This window comes from Paenibacillus sp. J22R56 (assembly GCF_056269375.1).
On sequence record NZ_JBWDNV010000008.1, the window covers coordinates 380,189 to 402,175 of the forward strand.

At 48.1% G+C, this 21,987-nt stretch carries 16 protein-coding genes; 4 read left to right on the forward strand and 12 right to left on the reverse strand.

The window, feature by feature from the left end:
• Positions 1-22 precede the first annotated feature (22 nt).
• Positions 23-3,841, forward strand: coding sequence for a fibronectin type III domain-containing protein (locus tag AC0YNT_RS20845; RefSeq protein ID WP_475806360.1), 3,819 nt, complete (start codon positions 23-25; stop codon positions 3,839-3,841).
• Positions 3,842-3,948: 107 nt separating this feature from the next.
• Here AC0YNT_RS20845 and AC0YNT_RS20850 read toward each other — a convergent pair whose 3' ends face one another.
• On the reverse strand, positions 3,949-5,160 hold the full coding sequence (locus AC0YNT_RS20850) for a GTP-binding protein (protein ID WP_475806361.1): 1,212 nt from the start codon (positions 5,158-5,160) through the stop codon (positions 3,949-3,951).
• 186 nt (positions 5,161-5,346) lie between these two features.
• Here AC0YNT_RS20850 and AC0YNT_RS20855 point away from each other — a divergent pair, with 186 nt between their 5' ends.
• On the forward strand, positions 5,347-5,742 hold the full coding sequence (locus AC0YNT_RS20855; protein WP_475806362.1) for a VOC family protein: 396 nt from the start codon (positions 5,347-5,349) through the stop codon (positions 5,740-5,742).
• A gap of 375 nt (positions 5,743-6,117) precedes the next feature.
• On the opposite strand, the gene AC0YNT_RS20860 is transcribed toward AC0YNT_RS20855, so the two are convergent.
• The 6 genes from AC0YNT_RS20860 to AC0YNT_RS20885 form a co-directional block, all read right to left on the reverse strand.
• Complete coding sequence (locus tag AC0YNT_RS20860) at positions 6,118-7,401, reverse strand: MFS transporter (RefSeq protein ID WP_475806363.1); 1,284 nt, start codon at positions 7,399-7,401, stop codon at positions 6,118-6,120.
• Between the two features lie 203 nt (positions 7,402-7,604).
• Positions 7,605-8,654, reverse strand: coding sequence for a Gfo/Idh/MocA family protein (locus AC0YNT_RS20865; protein WP_475806364.1), 1,050 nt, complete (start codon positions 8,652-8,654; stop codon positions 7,605-7,607).
• A gap of 47 nt (positions 8,655-8,701) precedes the next feature.
• Positions 8,702-9,439 carry a ThuA domain-containing protein gene (locus tag AC0YNT_RS20870; RefSeq protein ID WP_475806365.1) on the reverse strand — a complete coding sequence of 246 codons (738 nt, stop codon included), beginning with the start codon at positions 9,437-9,439 and terminating at the stop codon, positions 8,702-8,704.
• 28 nt (positions 9,440-9,467) lie between these two features.
• Complete coding sequence (locus AC0YNT_RS20875) at positions 9,468-11,072, reverse strand: extracellular solute-binding protein (protein ID WP_475806401.1); 1,605 nt, start codon at positions 11,070-11,072, stop codon at positions 9,468-9,470.
• Between the two features lie 96 nt (positions 11,073-11,168).
• Positions 11,169-12,080: a carbohydrate ABC transporter permease gene (locus AC0YNT_RS20880; RefSeq protein ID WP_475806366.1), complete on the reverse strand. Its 912-nt coding sequence runs from the start codon at positions 12,078-12,080 to the stop codon at positions 11,169-11,171.
• A gap of 61 nt (positions 12,081-12,141) precedes the next feature.
• The gene (locus AC0YNT_RS20885; protein WP_167279486.1) at positions 12,142-13,032 is read right to left on the reverse strand and encodes an ABC transporter permease; all 891 of its coding nucleotides are present in this window, start codon (positions 13,030-13,032) and stop codon (positions 12,142-12,144) included.
• Between the two features lie 395 nt (positions 13,033-13,427).
• Between AC0YNT_RS20885 and AC0YNT_RS20890 the strand changes: the two genes are divergently transcribed.
• Together AC0YNT_RS20890 and AC0YNT_RS20895 are read left to right on the forward strand one after the other, a co-directional pair.
• Positions 13,428-15,182 carry a sensor histidine kinase gene (locus AC0YNT_RS20890; RefSeq protein ID WP_475806367.1) on the forward strand — a complete coding sequence of 585 codons (1,755 nt, stop codon included), beginning with the start codon at positions 13,428-13,430 and terminating at the stop codon, positions 15,180-15,182.
• Positions 15,179-16,786: a response regulator transcription factor gene (locus tag AC0YNT_RS20895; protein ID WP_475806368.1), complete on the forward strand. Its 1,608-nt coding sequence runs from the start codon at positions 15,179-15,181 to the stop codon at positions 16,784-16,786. The genes AC0YNT_RS20890 and AC0YNT_RS20895 overlap by 4 nt, the downstream gene beginning before the upstream one ends.
• Before the next feature lie 314 nt (positions 16,787-17,100).
• Here AC0YNT_RS20895 and AC0YNT_RS20900 read toward each other — a convergent pair whose 3' ends face one another.
• The 5 genes from AC0YNT_RS20900 to AC0YNT_RS20920 form a co-directional block, all read right to left on the reverse strand.
• Positions 17,101-17,952: a carbohydrate ABC transporter permease gene (locus AC0YNT_RS20900; protein WP_167278967.1), complete on the reverse strand. Its 852-nt coding sequence runs from the start codon at positions 17,950-17,952 to the stop codon at positions 17,101-17,103.
• 3 nt (positions 17,953-17,955) lie between these two features.
• Complete coding sequence (locus AC0YNT_RS20905; RefSeq protein WP_475806369.1) at positions 17,956-18,930, reverse strand: carbohydrate ABC transporter permease; 975 nt, start codon at positions 18,928-18,930, stop codon at positions 17,956-17,958.
• Between the two features lie 61 nt (positions 18,931-18,991).
• Positions 18,992-20,410, reverse strand: a complete 1,419-nt coding sequence (locus AC0YNT_RS20910) for an ABC transporter substrate-binding protein (protein WP_475806370.1) — start codon at positions 20,408-20,410, stop codon at positions 18,992-18,994.
• Positions 20,411-20,703: 293 nt separating this feature from the next.
• On the reverse strand, positions 20,704-21,390 hold the full coding sequence (locus AC0YNT_RS20915; protein ID WP_475806371.1) for an LrgB family protein: 687 nt from the start codon (positions 21,388-21,390) through the stop codon (positions 20,704-20,706).
• Positions 21,383-21,736, reverse strand: a complete 354-nt coding sequence (locus tag AC0YNT_RS20920) for a CidA/LrgA family protein (protein WP_475806372.1) — start codon at positions 21,734-21,736, stop codon at positions 21,383-21,385. Before AC0YNT_RS20920 ends, AC0YNT_RS20915 begins: the two co-directional genes overlap by 8 nt.
• Between the last annotated feature and the right edge of the window lie 251 nt (positions 21,737-21,987).

Consider the following 21,987-nt stretch of genomic DNA (forward strand, 5'->3'; position numbering starts at 1 on the left):
ATGAGAAAAGGGAGTGACTATTTTGCCTACAGCCTTTCATCGTTTGGCTAGACGAATGCTCGCTGTTTCACTCGTACTTCTGCTTCTATTTCCCGCCTTCAAAGTCCCAGGTCTTACACCAACCGCTCATGCGGCAATAGGAAAAGATCCGCTGTACGGAAAGGTACCTGGACTAAGCGAATACAGCCGGGTTATGATCTGGTACGGCACCAACACCGCCACCCAAACACAGCTGGATTCCTTGAAGACCTATGATCTTGTTATCCTTGAGCCGACAATCCGCATTATTAACGTCGCGAATAATCAGTTCTACTTCGAGACGTTTACTCCCAATCAAGTGAACGAAGTAAAACGAGGTGTAGATGGCATCTTAGGTACCACTGATGACGTGATCGTGCTCGCTTATATGTCAGTCGGGGAACTCGCCACCTCCAGCGTATTCACTGGTTTTACCGGTGACATGACGATCCAGAACGGCAAGGATGTTGGCTTGCTGCCAGCGAATTACAGCGGACCAAGTGGACCTTTGCATGGCCCTAATCCATGGAACTACAACAGCTCCGGCAGCTATATTAACGTCGAGGGCGGAGCAACACCGGATGGGACTGCTAATTCCGGATACAACAGTTATACCGGTATATCTATTGCAAACGATTATTCCTCCACAGGCAATCTGCTCAGTTGGAGTAATAACGGTCTTATGCCCTGGTATCTGGATCAGCAAGGGACGTGGATTAACGATACCCGTTATATGTACGGCGGATATTGGAAGAACGGAGATGGTGTCCCCGACAAGAACAAAACCTACGGAGGCGGCTATATTAACGGTGGAGACCCAACGTGGAAAAAGCTCATTACTTTTATGACCGATAAGCTGGAGCATGACGCCGGATATGACGGCGTATTCCTCGACACCGTTGATACACCTGATCCCATTGGCGGCGCCGGTCCAACAACCTCCTGGGGGCCACGCGGCAACTTTGGTTTTACGGCCAAAGGGATGGTCGAGCTGGTTGAAGCGGTAAAAGCCGTTGACCCGACCAAAATCGTGGCAGCGAACCGCGGCTATTGGTATTTCAACCCGGATGAAGGAACCTCTCAATTCGCCGAACGCTACCGGCATGCGATCAACATTTTTCTGACTGAATCCTGGTATTTTAACCCCTACATTACTTCAGGCTCCAAATTCTATGATGAGAACCCGGCCTTCGCAGACAACTGGAATACCAATTCCGCTTCCCCTACTTACCGCAGCCGCGACAACTTCGGAGGCTTCTGGAAGGACTACATGAACGCTCAGGCGAATCAGGCGGACGGCTTCAACATCATCATTTGCGACTTTACCATCCCCTCAACGAGCACGAACAAATGGATGAACGAAATCGTAAGCAACAGCCACTACATGGGCTATGATGTCAGCGGCGCTACCGCTTTCTCCACTATGTACCACGACGCTAAAAATTGGTTAGATGCCAGCGGCCAGCCTTCCTCCTCCCTCACCGGTATGCACCCAACCGATTTGTACGGCGGCTTCAACATTGACGGCCAGTTCAACGAATGGGCAAGTGAAACACCAATCTATAGCGATCCGGCCGGAAGTAACGCCAAAGGGATTACGAAGGTATATACCAAGTTTGCCGGTGACAAATTCTTGATGAAGATCGATTCGTTATCCGCATTAAATATGCAGGGCGAAATGCTCTATTTCGATTATGACAAAAAAGGAACTACCGGCTGGCAAGGCGTATCCTGGCCAATTACCCCCGACTCCCGCATCTACTTTGAAAATATGAACAAGGTGTATCTTGCCCCGCATGTAAGCGGGCAGGGCGATGTGTTCAAGTTCCCAACTACAACAGTTGGCAACAACGGCTGGCCGGTCATCGCGAAGCAGTCCGGTAACTCGGTAGAGCTGATGTTCGACGCGGATTATATTTTCGGAGGCGCGCTAGCCGGGCAAGAAATATGGATGTGGCTCCGGACAGCCAACTTTGGCGGACAGTCCGTTAAGTTCACCGTTCCTGGCGCACCTGCCGTCCCAAGTACGCCAAGCGGTCTAACTGCATCACCGGGCAATGGGCAGGCCCTTTTAAGCTGGAGCCCAAATTCAGAGACTAATCTCGCAGGCTATAACGTTTACCGGGGTGGAACGAAGATCAACAGCTCACTCGTCACAAGCCCTTCTTACACGGCAACAGGACTGACGAATGGCACCAGCTACAGCTTCCAGGTTGCTGCCGTCAATACGAGCGGCGTGCAGTCGTCACTAAGCACAGCTGTATCTGTGACCCCTGCTGCACCTGTTGCGCCAACAGCGCCAACTGGACTTACGGCCACTGCTGGAAGCGGCCAAGCAGCACTGAACTGGACAACTAGTACAGGCGCCAATATTTCAGGGTATAACGTGTACCGGAATGGTGTGAAGGTTAATGGTGCTTTAATTACCGGAACCTCCTACACCAATACCGGATTAACGAACGGTACAGCTTACAGCTTCCAGGTATCCGCTGTGAACAGTGCCGGTTTGGAATCTTCACTAAGCTCTTCAGTGTCGGTCACCCCAACAGGTACGTCCACAACTGTCATAACGATCGATGGTTCAGCTTCTGATTGGAACGGCGTCACCGCTCTTGCTACCAGTACTTCCGATGTTCAGGCTTTGAAAGCAGCCAATACAACAAGCCAGTTGTATCTGCTTGTCCAAGGCAATAACTTGAACGTCAAGGGACAGCTGTTCCTCGACACGGATAACAATAGATTGACCGGTTACAACGCCGCAGGCTGGACTGCTTCCGGTGCTGAAAGCGGCGCCGAATACATGATCGAGAACAATATTGTGTACCACAATACGGGGGCAGGCTGGTCGTGGACCAACGTCCGTACGCTCAGCACACCTGAATTCCAGCGGAACAACAATGTCGTCGAGCTGTCTATCCCTCTTTCCACGCTGAATCTCACGAATGGCAGCACGATTCGTGCAGGCTATATCAGCAACGACTCGACAGTTAATAGATTGCCTGGTAGCGGAGGCATATTGCCAAGCTATACACTAGGCAGCAGCGGAACAGGTGGAGGCGGAACAACACCGGATACGACGCCACCAGCTGTACCAACGGGACTAACTGCATCCGCAGGGAACAGTCAGGTCACCCTTTCCTGGTCGGCTAATACCGATTCAGACCTGCAGGGCTATAACCTTTACCGAGGTACAACGAAGCTAAATTCGACGCCTATCACAGGAACTACCTACACAGCAGCAGGATTGACTAATGGCACCTCTTATTCGTTCCAGGTTAGTGCCGTTGATACAAGCAGCAATGAATCTGCTAAAACAACTGCCGTCAGCGCCACCCCACAAGCCTCTACCACGATTACCATTGATGGCAGCGCAAGCGATTGGGGAGCAGTATCGGCGTTGAACAGTAGTGCAGGCGGAACGATCACTGCTATGAAAGCGAAGAATGACGGTACTAATCTGTACCTGCTCATTCAAGGCAGCGGTTTGAACACCAAAAGCCAATTTTATTTGAACACAGACAACAACACAGCAACTGGCTATAATCCGGTAAGCTGGACAGCCAGCGGCGTCGATACCATGCTTGAAAATCAAAACTTATACGCCTACAGCGGAACAAACAACGGCTGGACTTGGAGTCTCGCTTCAACAATTACCACGGCCCAGTTCGTCCGCAATGATACGGTTATTGAGCTGGCCATCCCGCTCTCTTCTCTTGGACTAAGCTCCGGAAGCACGATCCGGCTTGGCTTTATTACAAATGATTCAACGGCTAACCGGCTTCCAGCAGCAAACGGTTCATTATTAAGCTTTACGTTGTCTTAAACGCAAATCTCATCCGCCGCTGAAGTATGGCTTGGGAATGGAGGCAACCATCCTAAGTTAGCTAGTATCAATGAGGGGCAGTCCGAGGACTGTCCCTCATTATTGCTCTAATGGGTCGTTAATTCGCACATCTCTACAGGCTTAGGCAATGGATCACGGAATGAATTCCAATCCCGCTTCATCTCAGCGTCGGTCAGCAAACAATCATCAAGAGAGGCTGTCATCCTCTCCTGATCCATCTGAATACCGATGAACACCACTTTGTTAATCCGGTCTCCGAATTCCGGCGACCAGCCCGCTAATAATTCAGGCTCCTCTTGAAGGTACAGCTTCTGTTCATCCGGCGGCAGAGCGGCAATCCAGTAACCTGAAGGTCCAAACTGGATAGACGGACCTGCTTGACTGATACTATGACCGATATCGTTACGCGTAGCGATCCACATAATTCCTTTTGCACGAACCACTTCAATGGGCCAATCCTTAAACCACTTCATCAACCTACTCGGATGGAACGGTCTGCTTTTTTCGTAGACGAATGAAGTAATCCCGTACTCTTCCGTCTCCGGCGTATGTACCGGCTTGTCTAATTCCTTCAGCCATCCCGCAGATTGACTTGCTTCGTCAAAGTTGAACAATCCGGTATTCAAGATTTCTACAGGATCAACCTGACCCTTCACCGTCTTAATCAGCTTCGCGCGAGGCTGCAGCTTCCTAATGACTGCCTCCAACTGCCCAAGCTCATCTGGGGCGATCATGTCGCATTTATTAAGCAGCAGCACATCACAGAATTCAATCTGATCGATGAGCAGATCGGCAACTTCCCGTGTATCGTCTACGCCAACTGCCTGGCTTCTTGCCAGCAGAGAATCCCCCGAAGAGAAGTCATGCCAGAACCGATAAGCGTCAACAACCGTTACCATACAGTCAAGCCTGCACATCCTCGATAAGTCGATGCCCTGCTCTTCGTCGATGTATGTAAAGGTTTGTGCAACAGGAACCGGTTCGCCTACACCTGTGGACTCGATCAGAATATAATCAAACCGGCCATCTTCAGCCAGCCTCTCGACCTCACGAAGCAGATCCTCCCGCAATGTACAGCAGATACAGCCATTAGACATCTCCACTAGCTTCTCATCTGTCCGTGAGAGTCCTCCTCCATCCTTAATAAGCGCCGCATCGATATTAACCTCGCTCAAGTCATTAACGATCACAGCAACCTTCAAGCCCTGCCGATTATTTAACACATGGTTCAGCACCGTTGTTTTACCTGCCCCCAAATAACCGCTCAATACCGTTACCGGAATTTTAGTCATACTCATCTTATTCCCTCGCTTTCCTTAATCGTAATTATTACGTTTAAGAAGCATAACAGAATCTATTTTTTCCGTCAAATCTAAAAACTAAAATTTTTTTTCGGAACCTGTCGATTTCGTTAATTCCCGTTCGTTGTCCTTATAGAGACTGAGTTAACAGTCCAATTCAAGTGATGAGAGGATGTTAGGAAGATGGCTAAACACACTACTTATTTGATTTCAGAGGATGCAAGAGCTCAAGCGGAGTTCTACACAGAGGCGCTCGGCGGGGAGATTTTATCAATTATGACGCATGGACAGCTTCCCGGAGCGAACGAGCAACTGAAGGACAAAGTTGTAAACCTAAGTATGATCGCCGGAGGAGTTACCTTCCTGATGTCCGATGCTGTATTCGAGCCGGTTATCCGGGGGAATGCCATTAATTTGAGTCTAGAATTTGAGACGGAAGCCGTAGCCCGTGATGCTTTCAATAAGCTGGCCGAAGGTGGCGTTGTAAAATGTCCGTTAGAGCCAGCGTTCTGGGGAGCCCTCTTCGGACAAATCGAAGATAAATTCGGCATTATGTGGATGATTACTACTGCTGCTTAGATCACAAAAGTATAAGGGGCTTCCCCATGTAGGGAAGCTCAAGTCAGTTCCTCCCTACATGGACTATCCTGGTAAGATTAGCTATATCCTATAAGACCCTACGAGGGCTTTATACAGGGGTAACCCAGTGAATTTTGTATTCATAAGACCCTGCGAGGGTCTTATTTCTTTAATATTGGTAGAAAAACAAGCTCTCTTGAGCGTTCGGAGGTGCAATAAGACCCTGCGAGGGCTTTATGCAGTGGTTGTTCAGCGAAATTAGTGACGATAAGACCCTGTGAGGGTCTTATCGTCACTACACCACTTACCAAATGAAAAAAGGGGCTAGCTCATCGTCATTTTATTGACTTGAATGAGATAGCCCCTTCGTTTTCGTCAGGACTTTCGTCTTGACCAAATGATGACGGGTATGAGCAATAACGCAAGTGCTCCGCCGCCAAGCGACAGTGTTGCGTAACTGGAAGACGAGACCACAAGGCCGGATAATACTCCGCCTGAAGCGCCGGACAAAGCAACAAGTACATCGATTGTCCCCTGTGTCTTGGCACGAGTGACTGGATCTGCTGAATCGACGATGATCGCCGTTCCGCTGATTAGGCCAAAGTTCCAGCCAAGCCCAAGCAAAGCTAAGGCAATAATTAGTACAACCATCGAATCTGGAGGAGCCGCCGCGGCAACAAGGCCAGCTGAGAGCAGAACTACACCCGAAGCGATGGACATCGCTGTACGACCGATTTTATCCGCAAGAACGCCTGTAATAAGAGAAGGAAAATACATGAATCCGATATGAACGCCAATGACTAATCCTACATCGCCCAAGCTATGTCCATGATGCTTCATATGAATTGGTGTCATCGTCATAATAGCAACCATTACAATTTGAGTCAGAATCATAACGGCCGCACCAACGATCAAGCCTTTATTGCTGCCTTTACGAATCTTATTAGCCTCATCAATAGCCTGACCCTGTGCTACGAATTGGGCATTGTGTATGGCTTTGGCCACTATAAACGGATCCGGACGGAGGAAAATAAAGAAGACCAGCCCTGCAAGAATAAAAGCCGCTGCCCCCAGCATAAATGGACCCGCAAGTGCCGGAACGCCAACGGAAGTTGCAAAATTACCCGTTACATCAACCAGATTAGGACCAGCAACGGCTCCTAAAGTAGTAGAGACCATAGCCGTACTAATCGATTTCGCCCGCTGATCCGGCCTCGCCAAATCGGTTCCCGCATAACGAGCCTGCAGGTTAGTTGCCGTTCCCGCTCCATAAATAACAAAGGAAATAAATAAGAGCCACACATTGTTATTAACTGCAGCCAGTATAACGCCAAGCGCCCCTATTCCTCCTGTAAAAAATCCAGCTGACAATCCAAGCCTGCGCCCGTATTGCTGTGAAAGACGCCCTACCAGCATGGCAGCTGCTGCTGAACCAAGAGTGAACAACGCGGAAGGAAGACCAGCGAGACTCTCTGACCCCAGCATATCCTGCGCCAGAAGAGCTCCGACGGTTACGCCTGCGGCAAGTCCTGCACCACCAAAGATTTGCGACAGGACGACGATAAGAAGCGACCTCTTATACAGCTTTTGCTGCATATCGGGAGAAGCAGTGTATGGACTCACACGACTGTCTGTACTCAATTGCGGTTCATGCGTCATCGCTTAGAACCACCTTTCTCTTTCCATTGTTAATACTTGCACCATAGAACTAAACCATTTTATCATCTGTTGCTAGGTAATGGTTATAGATTTGTTTTACCATGATTTTCACCCTACCGGCTGCGACTAAACCGCACTTGTTTAGTAAGGAGTAAAAGCCCCTGCAAATGAGACCATTCGCAGGGGCTTTCACATCTTAACTCTTACAACTCAATCGTACGCTTCTCCTCACTTGAGCGAATGACCGCATCAAGCACCTCTTGATTGCGGTAGCCGTCCATGAAGCCCGGACGGCTCTCCGCAGCTGTGCCATCAAGCATCGACAAGAAGTCGCCGTACTGGGACACTTTGCACCGCTCCGGGACGTCGATGACTGCTTTCGCCAACTGGCCCGGCGCTTCCTCACGGATCCAAATAATCTGATCCGGATTCAGCGTTGACGCGTGCAGCGTACCGGCATCGCCGTAGATCGATACTTCATGCTGATTGCCTGAGCCGATTGCATTACGGGATGATTGGAAGATACCAACCTCATCGCCAGACATTCTTGCTTGGAAGCTAACGAAATCGTCAACCTCGATCTTCACCATTTGGCCAGTCGCCGGATCCGGACGCTCAGGAACGAGCGTGCGCATTTGTGCCGACAGCTCCTTAAACTCTCCGAAAAGGAACCTCGCCAAATCGATCATATGCGAGCCCAGATCACCAAGCGTACCTGTACCGGTAATGTCTTTATTAAACCGCCAAATATAAGGCGTATGGTTCGATACAGCTCCCCAGCCTTGCAAGTATTGGATCGAGAAGCTTCGCACCATGCCAAGCTTCCCTTCCCGTACAAGCTCCCGAGCATAGCGGAAAGCCGGAGTGTAGCGGTAGCTGAATCCGACCATGCCGGTTACAGGTTGCTGTTCATACAGCCCCAGCAGCTCGGCTGCCTCCTCGAAGACACGTGTAAACGGTTTTTCCGCTAGAAATGGCTTGCCTGCATGCAGGCAGGCGCGAACGATATCCGCGTGGACGTTATTTGGCGTCACCGATACGACTGCGTCTACGTCTGGATCACCGATCAGCTGGACGAAATCACCGTATCTTTTGCCAGCCGGAATACCGAGCTGCTCGCCTCTTTCCGTTAATGCCGCCTCATTCACATCGCTTACCGCAACAATCTCATAACGGCCTTCTTCCGCCATCCACCGGATATGTGAATGCGACATACCACCAAGACCAATCAATCCGATTCGAAACTTTTTCATATATCCCCAACTCTCCCTATGACTCTACTAAGCTCGCTGCCTGTCCCTTATCTTATAGCAGCACCCATCTGCTCAAGCGGCTGCACATTACCGCGAACAGGAAGCTCCCGCTTCACAGGCTGCGCCCACTTCGCTGCGTTTACGATGACGCGCTGAATTGCCGGGTTATGATAGGTTGGATACGTTTCATGGCCTGGTCTGAAATAGAACACCTTGCCGCTGCCACGTGTATACGCACAGCCGCTGCGGAAGATCTCGCCACCCTCGAACCAGCTTGTGAAGATCAGCTCATCCGGCGCAGGAATATCAAAATGCTCGCCGTACATTTCCTCTTCAGGCAGTTCAATATACTCGCCGATTCCTTCAGCAATCGGATGACCTGGCGCAACAACCCAGAGGCGCTCCTTCTCATCGGCTTCACGCCATTTCAAGCTGCAGCTCGTTCCCATCAGAGCTTTGAATATTTTTGAATAATGACCGGAATGAAGGACAATCAGCCCCATGCCGTCCAGCACGCGCTGCTGAACTTTACTGACGATCTCATCCTGCACTTCGTCGTGAGCGAGATGCCCCCACCAGATGAGCACATCCGTACTTGCCAGCTTCTCATCAGTAAGACCATGCTCCGGTTCATCCAATGTCGCCGTTCCTGCATCCATTCCCGCTTCCGTTAAGAAGCGGGCAATGGCTTGATGAATTCCATCCGGATAAATCTCCTTTGCCTTCGGATTCGTCTGCTCATGGCGGTTCTCATTCCATACCGTTACTCGTAAATGGTTATTCATATTTGGTTCCTCCTAGAATCCCATGCTGTTATTGAACGTTCATATAGCGGTTGTACGCGTCATCGTAGATTTTGATCAGCTTCGCAAGGCCCATATCGTTCAGCTTCTTCACATAAGCATCCCACTCTTGGTCGATGCCGCCCTTGGTCACCCATTTGGCGCGTGTGCTCTTAATGTAGCTTTCGATATCTGTAAGGAGTGTCGGTAGCTCGGCATACTCTTCAACCGTATACATCACATCCGGGAATGGCGTTGTGACATATTCCTTGCCTAGGCTGTCGAGCTGCAGCTTCAGACCGTCGCCGCTTGCAGGATCCAGCTTGATACTCTTCTCGAATTCAGGACTTGCGTATTTTGGTCCAAAATCCCGCAGAGAGCCGTCCCAGTACCATGCGTCTGCGCTTGTGCCGTCCGGCGGATCCATAAGGGTATAGGTGCCGTCGGCGTTTTTCTCAATCGTAGTACCAATTGCTCCCCAGAAGTTCTGGATACTCGCTTCGCCGGTGTAGAACTCATCTGCCCAGCGTGCAGCTACCTCAGGATGCTCGTTAGAGGTCGTAATCAGCACTTCATTACGCCGGAAGCTCATGCCATTCGGATCGCCAATTTGATATTTCTTCCCATCCGGTCCGGTAATCGGTGCGATTGTCTCATACTGCTTGCTCCATTGACCAAACACAGCATCCGGTGTCCATTGATACGAGAACCCAATCAGAGCCGCATCTGGATTTTGCCGTTTCGCAGTCAGCATCGTATCATCCTGTGTGAACGTTTCTTTATCGATCAAGCCTTCCGAATACAATTTATTCGTCCATGCGATCCCCGCTTTATATTCTTCCGATGTTGGGAAGTACTCCGGCTTACCGTCCTTCAGCACCATATGGTTGCCGCGGATATCCGTAATGCCGAATGGGGCAAGCAGATTCATATCGATATCCTTCGAATCTGCATACGGAATTTCATCGGCCTTGCCGTTGCCGTTTGGATCTTTTTCCTTGAATGCTTTCAGAACGTTGTACAGCTCATCCAGTGTTTCCGGCGCCTTCAGTCCCAATTTGTCCAGCCACTGTTTGTTAATGACCGGCTGCACAGAGGAGTAAGGACGTGATGGCAGTCTTGCAGGCAGCGAATAGATCTTGCCGTCCGGGAACGTGCTCAGCTTCTTAAGCTCCGGCGTCTCAGCCATAGCCGCCTTCAGATTCGGCATATATTTGTCGATGTAATCGTCCAGCGGACGGAAAATACTAAGGTTGTTCACGATATCAGAATCCCCAAATGCAATGTCACCAATAATCATATCCGGCAGCTTGCCGCTTGCCAGCATAACCGATTTCTGAGCATCCCAATCACTGGAGGAGATGACCTGCCAATTGATCTTCACGTTCGAGTTTTTCTCCAGCTCCTGCAGCCAAGTGTTCTTCGTAAAGGTGTCACCCATGTTGCCCCAACGAATCGTTAAGACGTCCAGCGTCACCGGCTTGTCGACGATCGGCATACCTTCCTGATGGAAGTTGCTGTCTGATGCGGCATTCCCCGTGCTATTAGAAGGTGCATTAGTGTTATCCTTATCACTGCTGCAGCCTGCAAGCACAGCTGTGCCCAATATCGAAACCAAGGCCAGGCTGGACAGCATTTTTCTTGTATAGCTTTTCGAGTTCATATTCATTGTCATGTCTAACTCCCCTTATAACATGATAAGTGCATTAACTTGAAGATCCCACAGCAACAGCTATTCCTTCACGGCGCCGATCATCACCCCCTTATTAAAGTGCTTTTGCACAAACGGGTAGATGCACATGATCGGGACTGTAGCGACGATAATGACGGAATAGCGAAGCAAGTTGGCAAGCCGCAATGCGATTTGAGCAGCTTCCCCCGTCCCAAGCGCGGTCTGCATTTGATTTGTCACCAGTATATCCCTTAGGATCAATTGCAGTGGATACAGATTCTCGTTCTGCAAATAGATAAGCGCATTGAAGTAAGAATTCCATTGGCCAACTGCAAACCATAATGCCAGCACGGCAATAATAGGCTTCGAGAGCGGCAGTACCATTTGAGCATAAAAGCGAAGATTACCGCAGCCATCAATTTGCGCCGCTTCCCATAATTCCGTCGGAATTCCCGTCCGGAAGAACGTACGCGCCACGATAATATCAAACACGGCAACGGAGAATGGCAGTACCATAACCCAAAATGTATCATACATATGGAAATCACGAATGGTCAGGAATGTTGGTACAAGCCCCCCATTGAAGAACATTGTGAAGATGAAGAATAGCGATAAAAACTTACGTCCGACAAGATCTTTCCTCGATAAGGCATAACCGGCAGAAATGTTGACGACAAGCCCGATCAAGGTGCCAACAACCGTATAGATGATCGTGTTTCGGTAGCCGACCCAAATATTCGAATGATTCAGTAATTCCTTATAACCATCGAGTGTAAACCCTTTCGGAATGACCCATACCTGCCCGCTTCCGACAGCCGAAGGATCACTGAAGGATGCGATAATAATAAAGTAAAGCGGATATAACACAATAATAAGTACAAGAATAGCCCAAATGTAGAGCAGCGTCTCCATGATCTTATCGCTGTTGCCTAATTTCTTCGGTTGCAGAATTAATTTCGTTGCAGCCTCCATAGCTGATTGACCTCCCTTTTAAAATGAATTGCGAAGCAATTCAACCTTCGTAAGCATTTGCTTACCAGAGACTGTTCTCGGAATACTTTTTCGATATATAGTTAACCAGAATTAGCAGTGTGAAATTAATAACGGTATTAAATAGATTAATTGCGGCTGAGAAGCTGTATTGGGAGCTGAGCAATCCGATCTTGTACACATAAGTCGAGATAACCTCGCTGCCGGATATATTCAAGTTGTTTTGCAGCAGGTATGCCTTCTCGAAGCCTACGCCAAGCAATCCGCCGATTCGCAGGATCAATAGCGTTACAGCTGTCGGTATAAGCATCGGAATATCGATGTATCGGATTTTCTGCCACCGGCTTGCCCCATCGACTGTTGCTGCTTCATACAAGCTTGGACTTACCGAAGCAAGAGCCGCGAGGTAAATAATGCTGTCCCATCCGGTATGCTGCCAAACATCAGACCATACATACAAACTGCTGAACATGCTGGCCGATCCCATCAGGTTTGGTGCTTCGGCGCCAAATAAGCGGTAGATGCTGCCGATCAACCCGTTCCCAGGCGACAGCAGAATCATCATAAGACCAACGATAACGATGGTAGAAATGAAATGCGGCATATAGGTGACCGTCTGGAACACCCGTTTGAATCGGTTCGCCCGCAGCTGATTCACAAGAATCGCGAATATAATCGGAAGCGGAAACGTTACGAAGCTGTACAAGCTGATAAATATCGTGTTCTTAATGGTGACCGAGAATTGGTAGGAGTGAAAAAACTTCTCGAAGTATTTGAAGCCTACCCATGGACTATCCATAATGCCAAGCGCCGGCTTGAAATCTTTAAACGCGATAATAACCCCGTACATCGGCTTATAAGTAAAACAAAGCAGCAGGACGACAGCCGGCAAGAGGAGCAGGTACAAGCCCCAGTTTCTGCTGATTCGATGCATTTGACGCTGCAAGTTGCTGCTAGATGAACTGTTTATCAAGAATTTGAACCTCCCTAAAAGAATTGTGAAGCAATTCTTGCTTCGTAAGCATTAGCTTAGCTGTATAGTTAATCTTACAGTTCCTTGCTTTCTCTTCTAACGACTTCAGTATACTTGCAGCAAGCGGTGCGATTTGGACATCCTGAATCACACATTCCGGACTTTTCGATTACGAATGTCGGGATTCTCTCCTGATCCAAACTGAAAGACATACAATCCAGACTTTCTGCTGTCACATTCCAGACATTCGGTTTATTAGAGGCATGCAAACGGTTGCATTTTCATATAGCGGCATTATAATTATCAGACATAGATTTCGAATACTAGAGGCTGATAGCGAGGAGTTACGGGGGCATATGGCCAAACAAGCGGAAAACAAGCTCTATCCGATTCAACATTACGTCAAAATCATTCTCGTCATTTCCTTTTCCGCGCTCATTCTGGATTTTATCATCAGCTTCGCGTCCATCACAATCGTCAAGCAGCAGTCTGCAAGGGATTTGCGTGACACCGCTTATTTGTACATTAATCGGATTAACAGTGACTTCTCCTATATCAATCATTTCATGGGCTGGACGCTGGCGAACGACGAGAATGTAAAGATCATGGATATGCATGACACGAACGAGACCGAATTTATGAAAGCGAACGATACCTTATACCGGCGGTTCGTCGAGCTTCAGAAAAGCTACAATCCCAGCTATAATTTCTTCCTCTTCTTTAATAAGAAGAAACTGATGCTTAACATTGCACCTATGGGGGTCACGTACAAGGCATACCAGGAGCTTCAGAAGCAGATTAATGTCTATATTGAAGATAAAGTCATTTATGAGCAGTTCTATTCCCGGTGGTCTACCATCCAGCTGGCCGGAAAATTTTATATCGTTAATATTGTTCCTTACCACGACAGCTACATGATTTGCCTGATCTCGGCAGATGATCTCATCCGCCCGCTTCGTCAAATTAATCTCGGTGAGAACGGCTATGCCTCCTTGCGTGCCGAGGACGGTAGTCTTGTAACAAGTCCGATCTCGAATAAAGGGAAGCTGCTTAATATTGAGCGGGAACAGAACAAATCCTCTCTCTTGAACGCGCTCCAGACGAAAACAACGGTCAACGGAGAGTTCGACAATGCTTCGTTCTTCGTCAAGCTCGTCATTCAATTCGGCGCCTTCGAGAAAATCATGATCGTCCAGCTGCTAATTATGCTGCTAGCCGTCATCGTCGCCGGCAGCCTGAGCTTCATTATGCTTTATTTCAAGAACAAAGTGCTGCAGCCAATCAAGAGCTTCTCCTATAACCTCGCCTTCTGGACGGAGGACGGCGAACCCATTGATAGTACGAGCAGCAAGATTGTGGAGCTTGAGAAGGCCAATAAACAGTTTGCACAGCTGGTAACGCAAATCAAAACCTATAAGATCGATATTTACGAGCGTGAGCTCGAAAAACAGCAAATTCAGCTGGATTATATGAAGCTGCAGATCAAGCCGCATTTCTTCCTGAACTGCCTGACGACCATTCACAGCATGGCACAGATGGATATGACCGAGGAAATCCAGCAAATGGCTTTATCAACATCCGTCTACTTCCGGTATATTTTCCAAAATGGTCAAGACTTCGTACGCATGGAGGACGAAATCGAGCATGTCCGTGTTTATCTCGAGATTCAGAGGAATCGTTATCAGGGATCTTTCCTCTATCGAATTGAGCAAACCGAACTAACGAGGGACACTCCAATTCCGCCGCTTGTGCTCCAAACCTTTATCGAGAACGCAATTAAGTACGCGGTATCACGAGACAATCAAGTGCTGATCGAACTGACTGTCGAAGAGCAGCTTATCGAGGAAGAGAAAATGACTGTTATTCAGATTGCGGATACTGGCCCTGGCTTCCCGCCTGATGTCCTGGAGAAGCTGCAGCGAGGACAACCGCTCGACCAGACGTATGGCACGCAAATTGGGATTATGAATACCGCTTCGCGGCTTGAATATTTGTACGGTGAACGAGCAGTGATCCGCTTCTCTAATCGAGAAAGCGGTGGCGCATGCGTCACCTTATATCTGCCGGAGCTTCCGGTAAGTCCAATCGAGAATGGAGTGCAGAGACGATGAATGTATTGCTCGTAGATGACGACTACTTTGTCGTGACCGCGCTGGAGAAGAAGATCGACTGGATATCGCTTGGCATTGAGTCAGTCTATACCGCACATAATGTCGCCCAAGCGCGCGAAATTCTGATAAACCACAAGGTCCAAATTCTTATATCCGATATCGAAATGCCGCAAGGCAGTGGTTTGGAGTTGCTAGCGTGGATTCGTGAGGAGAATTACAACGTGCAGGCGATCTTCTTAACCAACTACGCAGATTTCAACTATGCACAGAAGGCAATTGAGCTGCGCAGCTTTGAATATTTCCTAAAACCCATTCAGTTCGATAAGCTGATGCTTATTATCCGGAAGGCCGTTGAGCGTGCGAAAGAACAGCAGCAGCAAGAGAAAGCAATTCAGGAGGGCTATTACTGGCAGCGCAATCAAGCGAAAATTCTTGAGCATTTCTGGCGCAAGCTGATCAGCAGCAGCGTCTCCTTCCCTCTTAAGCCTACAGACATCTCGCGTGCTGTCGAGGAACAGCATCTATCGTACGGCATGACTGATCTTATTCAGCCCGTACTGCTTAATCTGTTCCCTCACGACGGCAGCATGGGCATCGAAGAAAAAAATCTGTTCGACTTCGCGCTGCTCAATGTCCTGTATGAGCTGTTTCAGCATCCTCAGTTTACGGTGGAGACTGTGCTTGAATACAGTGTCCATAACTGGATCGCCGTCTTAAAATGGAAAGAAGCGCCTGACTCTCAGACGCTTGATGAGTTATGTGCCGCCTTCATCCAACAGGCGAATCGCTCACTGAAAAGCGATGCGTGCTGTATCGTGGCTATGTCAGGCAAGCTTGAGGGCATCAGCCCCATTATTCGGCAATTGCTGCAGCTGAATCAGGACATCACCAAGCGACGCAATCAAATTTTCTTCGCAGAGCATGGTCTTAAGGCCGCTGATGATTCCTATAGACCACCAGATCTAGCCAGGCTGGAGGAACTTCTGGAGCGGAACCTGCCGGAAGAGTTCTTACGTGAAACGACAGCGTATTTGAATGATTCTGCACAGCAGAACCATTGCTCCACCTCTGTGCTTGGTCTATTCCGTCTCGACCTTATGCAGCTTGTCTACTCCTTCCTTAAGTCGAAAGGCATTCAGGCTCATCAGCTGTACAAAGGAAAGTCCAATGAACGACTGCTCGCCCATTCCTTGCACTCGATTGAGGATATGGAAGCATACCTGCGATACCTGGTACATACGGCCATGTCGTATCGTGATTTCGCCGAGCAGCCCAAATCTGTGGCGGAGGAAATTAAGCAATATATCCATGCGCATTACGGAGAAGACCTCACCCGCCTCAATCTGGCTGAAGTTGTCTATCTCCATCCCGACTATCTGGCCCGGTTGTTCAAGAAAGAAACAGGGGTATCGCTTGGCAACTATGTGATTGGAGCGCGAATCGAGGCTGCTAAGCAGCTTCTCCGATCGACGCAGCTGTCGGTGTTCGCCGTGGCGAAGAAGGTTGGTTACGCTAACTATTCCTACTTCGCAAAAATTTTCAAGCAAGAGGTTGGTATGACACCAAATGAATATAAACAAGGTGAGGCAGCGAATCCAATGTAATGCCATCCTTTAACTTTGAGGCTACACTGGATTATATACAGCATAATTCTGTTCAAGCACCCCTTAGCTCAAGCTACGTTGGATTGATACAGTATAATCAGTTCAGTTGAGCTATACAGCCTAATTTCGAGAAATGTAATGGAAGAAATCCAATATAGCTGCTGCCTCGTCACTTAGTGCCAGATCATACTGGAGAAAATCCAACGTAGACCACCAGCAGCTGCAGCAGCTGCAGCCTAGAATAAAACAGGGGCAGCCCTCATAAGTCATCTTGAATGACTTATGAGGGCTGCCCCTTCTTCTCTTCGAAAGTACTATTCCTTTACGCCTCCAAGCGCTACACCCGCGATAATATAACGGGACAACAGGAAGTAAATCACAAACAGCGGTAATGCCGTCAGGGCCAGCCCCATATAGATCGAGCCGAACTCCGTCTTGTAAATATCACCACGAAGCAAACTTACCATAACCGGCAGCGTATATTTAGATTTATCCGTCAGCAATATCAGCGGCATGAACAGGTTGTTCCAGCTGCCAACAAAAGCAAAGATAGCTTGCGTGGCCACAGCCGGCATCATGATTGGCATGATGATCTTGTTGAAGGTAGCGAACTCACCGGAGCCGTCTACACGAGCTGCCTCTACGATCTCAAGCGAAAGTGTCGCAAGCAGGTATTGGCGCATGAAGAATACAATGGCCGGCGCTGCAATCGAAGGCAGAATCAGCGGCAGGAAGCTGTTCGTCCAGTGCATTTGATACATGAACTGATAGAAGCCAATCGCACTCGCCTGTGCCGGAATTAGCATCACGCACATAATGAAAGTGAAGAATGGCTGACGCCATTTCCAGTTGTACACAACAAGCCCGTACGCTGTTAAAGATGAGAAATAGACCGCGCAGATGGTCGAAGCACCGGAGATGGTCATCGAGTTCAGGAACCCTTTTAAGGGATCGAAACTCTTGCTGACTAGTACGTCCCAGTTGGTCATGAAGTGTGTAGATGGCAGCAAGGATAGACCACTTTGAATTTCCGCCGTAGAACGTGTGGCATTGACGAACATAATCCAGAACGGAAGGATACTAAGCAGCGACAGGCCTATGCAGACGATGTAGATAATCGTCTTGTTTATGCCCCGGGATGTTTTCTCAATATTAATATTCGCCATGAATTACATCCCCCTTGCCGCTGCTTTTGCAGCTTTATTTATCATCTTTTGTTGTTTCTTAAGCTTTGCCTCACTGCGATCACGCATCAGGTAGAACACAACTAGGGACAGAACAGCTGCAATAATGAACATAATCATACTAGCCGCTGCAGCCTTATTGTACATATAACTTCCCTTGAATGCCTGCCCGTAGATGAACACGGAGGTGGTAAGCGTAGCATTGTCCGGTCCTCCCGCTGGAGTGATGAACAGCTGCGGAATATCGAACATTTGCAGACCACCAATCATCGACGTAATCAGTGAGTAAAGTAAGATCGTGCGAAGACTCGGCAGCGTAACGCGGAAAAAGGTTTGAATCCCGTTGGCGCCGTCAATGGAAGCCGCCTCGAAGAGAGCTGGGTTAATACCCATAACACCTGCAATAAGAACAATCATGGTGTTACCGTACCACATCCAGAATTGAATGAACGAAACAATACCCCGCGCGGTATTTTTGTCCTGAAGAAACTGGATCGGTGCATCCGACCACCCCAGCGCGTGAAACAAACTATTCACAGGACCCATCGGATAAGCGAACAAGGTGCTGAAGAGCACGGCTATCGTACTCGCCGTGATTATATTCGGCATATAGAGCAAAACTTTGAACGCGCCTTGTCCTTTTACATTAAGGCGCCGGTTAGTAAACCAGGCGGTGAGCAGAAGCGCAAGCACGATTTGAGGTATAAAGTTGGCAATCCATAGGATTAAGGTATTAATAAGGGACTGTCTAAACGAGACATTCTCCATAATGAGATCTTTAAAGTTCTGAAACGGATTATCCATGATGTGAATCGGTTTCGGTATGACACCCTTCATATCCGTGAACCCAATAACTGCGGTATATAGCGTTGGATATAGGGAGAAAATCAGAAAGATAATGATAAAAGGAATACTAAAAATATAGCCGTATTTCGAGTAGTTGACTCCATTGCGGCGCATGCTCTCACCTCATCAATTGATATAAAGGGGCGGGAAGCTCTCCCACCCCTTCGGCGCCAAATTATTCGCTTTCGATTCCGAGTTGATCTGTAACGGTTTGCTTGAAGTCTTTGAGCGCTTGTTCGCGGCTCTTGCTGCCTGAAGCATATGCACGAACTTGATCACGCCAGATCAGGTTGATCGATTCGTCATATTGGGTCAAGTTTTTGCCTGTAGCGTTAGCGTTAGCCGGAACAAAAGCTTCGAACATGTTTTGTCCGCCAAGCAGTGGAACTTCGCCGTTCGACTTCGACATAACAACAGAGGATGCAACGCTGTCCTTCGTGCCTTGCTCGCCCTCTTTCATCGTGCCGTTAGCCCAGTAATACTGGAGCCCTGTCTCAGACGTATCAAGCGTAACCCACTTAACGAAGTCAGCAACCGCTTGTTTCTTAGCATCGTCCTTCGTAACATCTTTGTTAGCAAGCAGCCAAGTACCGCCCCAGAAGAAGCCGGTTGTTGGCTCTGTAACAGCCCAGTCACCATTCGTGTCTTTCACTTGACCGTTCATTACATAGTTGATCAGCCAAGCTGGACCAAAGAATCCGAAGACTGGTTTTGGACCAGTGCCAGACATATCTGCATACCAAGCTTCCTGCCAGTCTTGTGTTCCATTGCTGTAGCCGTTGTCTGTCAGCTTCTTGGAGAAATCAAGGAATGCTTCACGCTTAGGATCGATATGAAGCTTACCGTCAACGATCCAGCCCTTGTCGGAGCTGTTCTCAATTGCGTGCCAAATATCGCCGTCGCCGGAAACAATCGCATAACCTTTTGCTTTCAGCTTATCAGCTGCAGCGAAGTATTTATCCCAGCCGGGACCAACTTCGTTTTTGATTGCTGCAGGATCATCCGTTCCAAATACATCTTTTGCAATTGAACGACGATAAATGAAGCCGCCTCCTGTTGCTTGATAACCAAGAGCTTTTAGTTGACCGTCTTTGCTGCCGATATCAACCGAATATTGCGCGATGCCCGCGTCCTTCACCAGTTGGTCGTCAAGACCAAGGTCAGCATAGTTTGCTGCATAGCTGGATGCATCACCTTGTGTATACTTAAGTACAAACGCCGCTTCAGCTGCGAAGATGTCCGGGGCGTCCTTGCCGCCGCCGGCCAGAGCTTGGTCAAGAGCTGGCTGATAAGCACCGTCTGTCGTAGCGATTACTGTCGTTTTAAACTCTACATTTGCATCAGGATGAGTTTCCAAATACTTTTTCGTCATGTTCGGAATTTCATCAGTGAAGCTCCAGAGATTGATCGTGACTTTCTTGCCATCATTTGTTGCCGGCGCCTCTGATGCAGTAGCAGTAGATGTTGTTGGGCTTGGGCTAGATGAGTTTGAGTTCGAATTCGAGTTGTTGTTCGAGTTCCCACACGCTGCAAGAGCCGTCGTCATTACAAGCATTGCAGAGATCCCCGTTAAAGCACGTTTCATTCGTTTCATACTTTGCCTCCCTTTTAATTAAACCTTGTTTTTGTGTGCGTTATCTTGTAACCGCATTCATAATTATATGTCCAATAATTGTCAGCCGTAAGGATACCATTGTTGGTAAAAATTCCACTTTTATTGGTTTATTGTTCCAAAGTCACAAGTGAATGGAACTCTATCTAAGTCTTTCGCCTCAAACTACGAATAGTTCGCTTGGTACCTTAACATTTGACCTCATAAATAGGTAACGCAAAAAAAGGTACCCGTCGTCAACTAATAACGATAGATACCTTTTTCAATATGAACTATTAAAGCCACCAAATGAGTGGTATGCAAAATATAGGCGTCAATATGCTTGAAAGCCCCATTGCGAAAGCGCTGATGCCGCCTTGGATTTCGGAATCACGCATGATGCGCGCTGTACCAATACCATGTGAGGCCGTACCCATGGCCGCTCCAATGGCTATATCACTACGAAACTTGCACAATTTAAGAATACCGGGTCCAATCATACTGCCTAGCAGCCCTGTCAGTACAGCGAATACACCAGCCAGTTCAGGTGTGCCGCCTAATAGATCAGCTATTTCGATCGCAATTGGCGTTGTTACCGATTTGGGCAGCATGGTGAGCATGATCTGTTCTGAGCCATGAAGAAGACTACTTATTCCCCAAACGGCCAGCAGACCGCAAATCAAACCTGCACTGACTGCTGTAACGATAGGGACAAGCTGATCTCTTAGCTTTTGAAAGTTCTTATAAAATGGAACCGCGAGGGCAACCGTAGCAGGCCCAAGGAAAAAAGTAATGACATCCCCTCCTGCGCGATAAGCCTCATAAGGAATACCGCTGAGCAGCAGCAGTACAATAATTCCTCCTGATGTTACAAACAAGGGATTTAACCAGCGGTATCGACTGTTAAGGAGTTGAGCCCCCATATAAAAGACGACAGTAATCGTAATTCCAAAGAGCGGCTGCTCAAACCATGCTTCATTCATAGGTACGTTCCTTCACCTTTCCAGACTGCCTTGCCGCAACTCCAGCAGTAACGAGTAGAACAATAATAGTTGCAACAATTAAAGTAACCAACACTACTAACCACTGATCTCCAATGACTCCAAAGAACATCATTGTTCCAACGATGACAGGTGCGAAAAAAATCATCATATGCTTTAAAAAAAATTGCGCGGTCTCCTCAATCCAAGTGAGCTTAATCCATCCTGCAAACAAGCTGATCACAAGCAGCACCAACCCTATGACGTTCCCCGAGATTGGTACGGACAGTAAGGTGTGAATGGCATTCCCCAATAGCGTATACCCAAGTAATATGGCTAATCCTCTCATAAGCTGGTCATCTCCTTTATATATGAGAATAATATCCCTTACCAGGAGAAAAGCGCAATTGTTGAATGTATAAGTTAATATCATGAATAGGTAACGTCAAGCGTAAACGGCTGCACCGTCCTTAGGAGGAGCAGCATACGTTTCGCGGGTGAAATATAAGCCCAGTATAGAGTGAATTTATACTTTCTTATATTTGCAAAAAGGCACCTACCGTTAACCAACGATAGGTGCCTTTATTAAGTTGTGATCAA

What these genes read in the sequence shown, in the direction of transcription:
- AC0YNT_RS20915 (WP_475806371.1), bottom strand. Translation starts at nt 21,390, where the DNA reads ATGAATGAAGCATGGTTTGAGCAGCCGCTCTTTGGAATTACGATTACT.
- AC0YNT_RS20860 (WP_475806363.1), bottom strand. Translation starts at nt 7,401, where the DNA reads ATGACGCATGAACCGCAATTGAGTACAGACAGTCGTGTGAGTCCATAC.
- AC0YNT_RS20880 (WP_475806366.1), bottom strand. Translation starts at nt 12,080, where the DNA reads ATGGAGGCTGCAACGAAATTAATTCTGCAACCGAAGAAATTAGGCAAC.
- AC0YNT_RS20920 (WP_475806372.1), bottom strand. Translation starts at nt 21,736, where the DNA reads ATGAGAGGATTAGCCATATTACTTGGGTATACGCTATTGGGGAATGCC.
- AC0YNT_RS20855 (WP_475806362.1), top strand. Translation starts at nt 5,347, where the DNA reads ATGGCTAAACACACTACTTATTTGATTTCAGAGGATGCAAGAGCTCAA.
- AC0YNT_RS20910 (WP_475806370.1), bottom strand. Translation starts at nt 20,410, where the DNA reads ATGAAACGAATGAAACGTGCTTTAACGGGGATCTCTGCAATGCTTGTA.
- AC0YNT_RS20890 (WP_475806367.1), top strand. Translation starts at nt 13,428, where the DNA reads ATGGCCAAACAAGCGGAAAACAAGCTCTATCCGATTCAACATTACGTC.
- AC0YNT_RS20900 (WP_167278967.1), bottom strand. Translation starts at nt 17,952, where the DNA reads ATGGCGAATATTAATATTGAGAAAACATCCCGGGGCATAAACAAGACG.
- AC0YNT_RS20865 (WP_475806364.1), bottom strand. Translation starts at nt 8,654, where the DNA reads ATGAAAAAGTTTCGAATCGGATTGATTGGTCTTGGTGGTATGTCGCAT.
- AC0YNT_RS20850 (WP_475806361.1), bottom strand. Translation starts at nt 5,160, where the DNA reads ATGAGTATGACTAAAATTCCGGTAACGGTATTGAGCGGTTATTTGGGG.
- AC0YNT_RS20875 (WP_475806401.1), bottom strand. Translation starts at nt 11,072, where the DNA reads ATGCTGTCCAGCCTGGCCTTGGTTTCGATATTGGGCACAGCTGTGCTT.
- AC0YNT_RS20885 (WP_167279486.1), bottom strand. Translation starts at nt 13,032, where the DNA reads ATGCATCGAATCAGCAGAAACTGGGGCTTGTACCTGCTCCTCTTGCCG.
- AC0YNT_RS20895 (WP_475806368.1), top strand. Translation starts at nt 15,179, where the DNA reads ATGAATGTATTGCTCGTAGATGACGACTACTTTGTCGTGACCGCGCTG.
- AC0YNT_RS20905 (WP_475806369.1), bottom strand. Translation starts at nt 18,930, where the DNA reads ATGCGCCGCAATGGAGTCAACTACTCGAAATACGGCTATATTTTTAGT.
- AC0YNT_RS20870 (WP_475806365.1), bottom strand. Translation starts at nt 9,439, where the DNA reads ATGAATAACCATTTACGAGTAACGGTATGGAATGAGAACCGCCATGAG.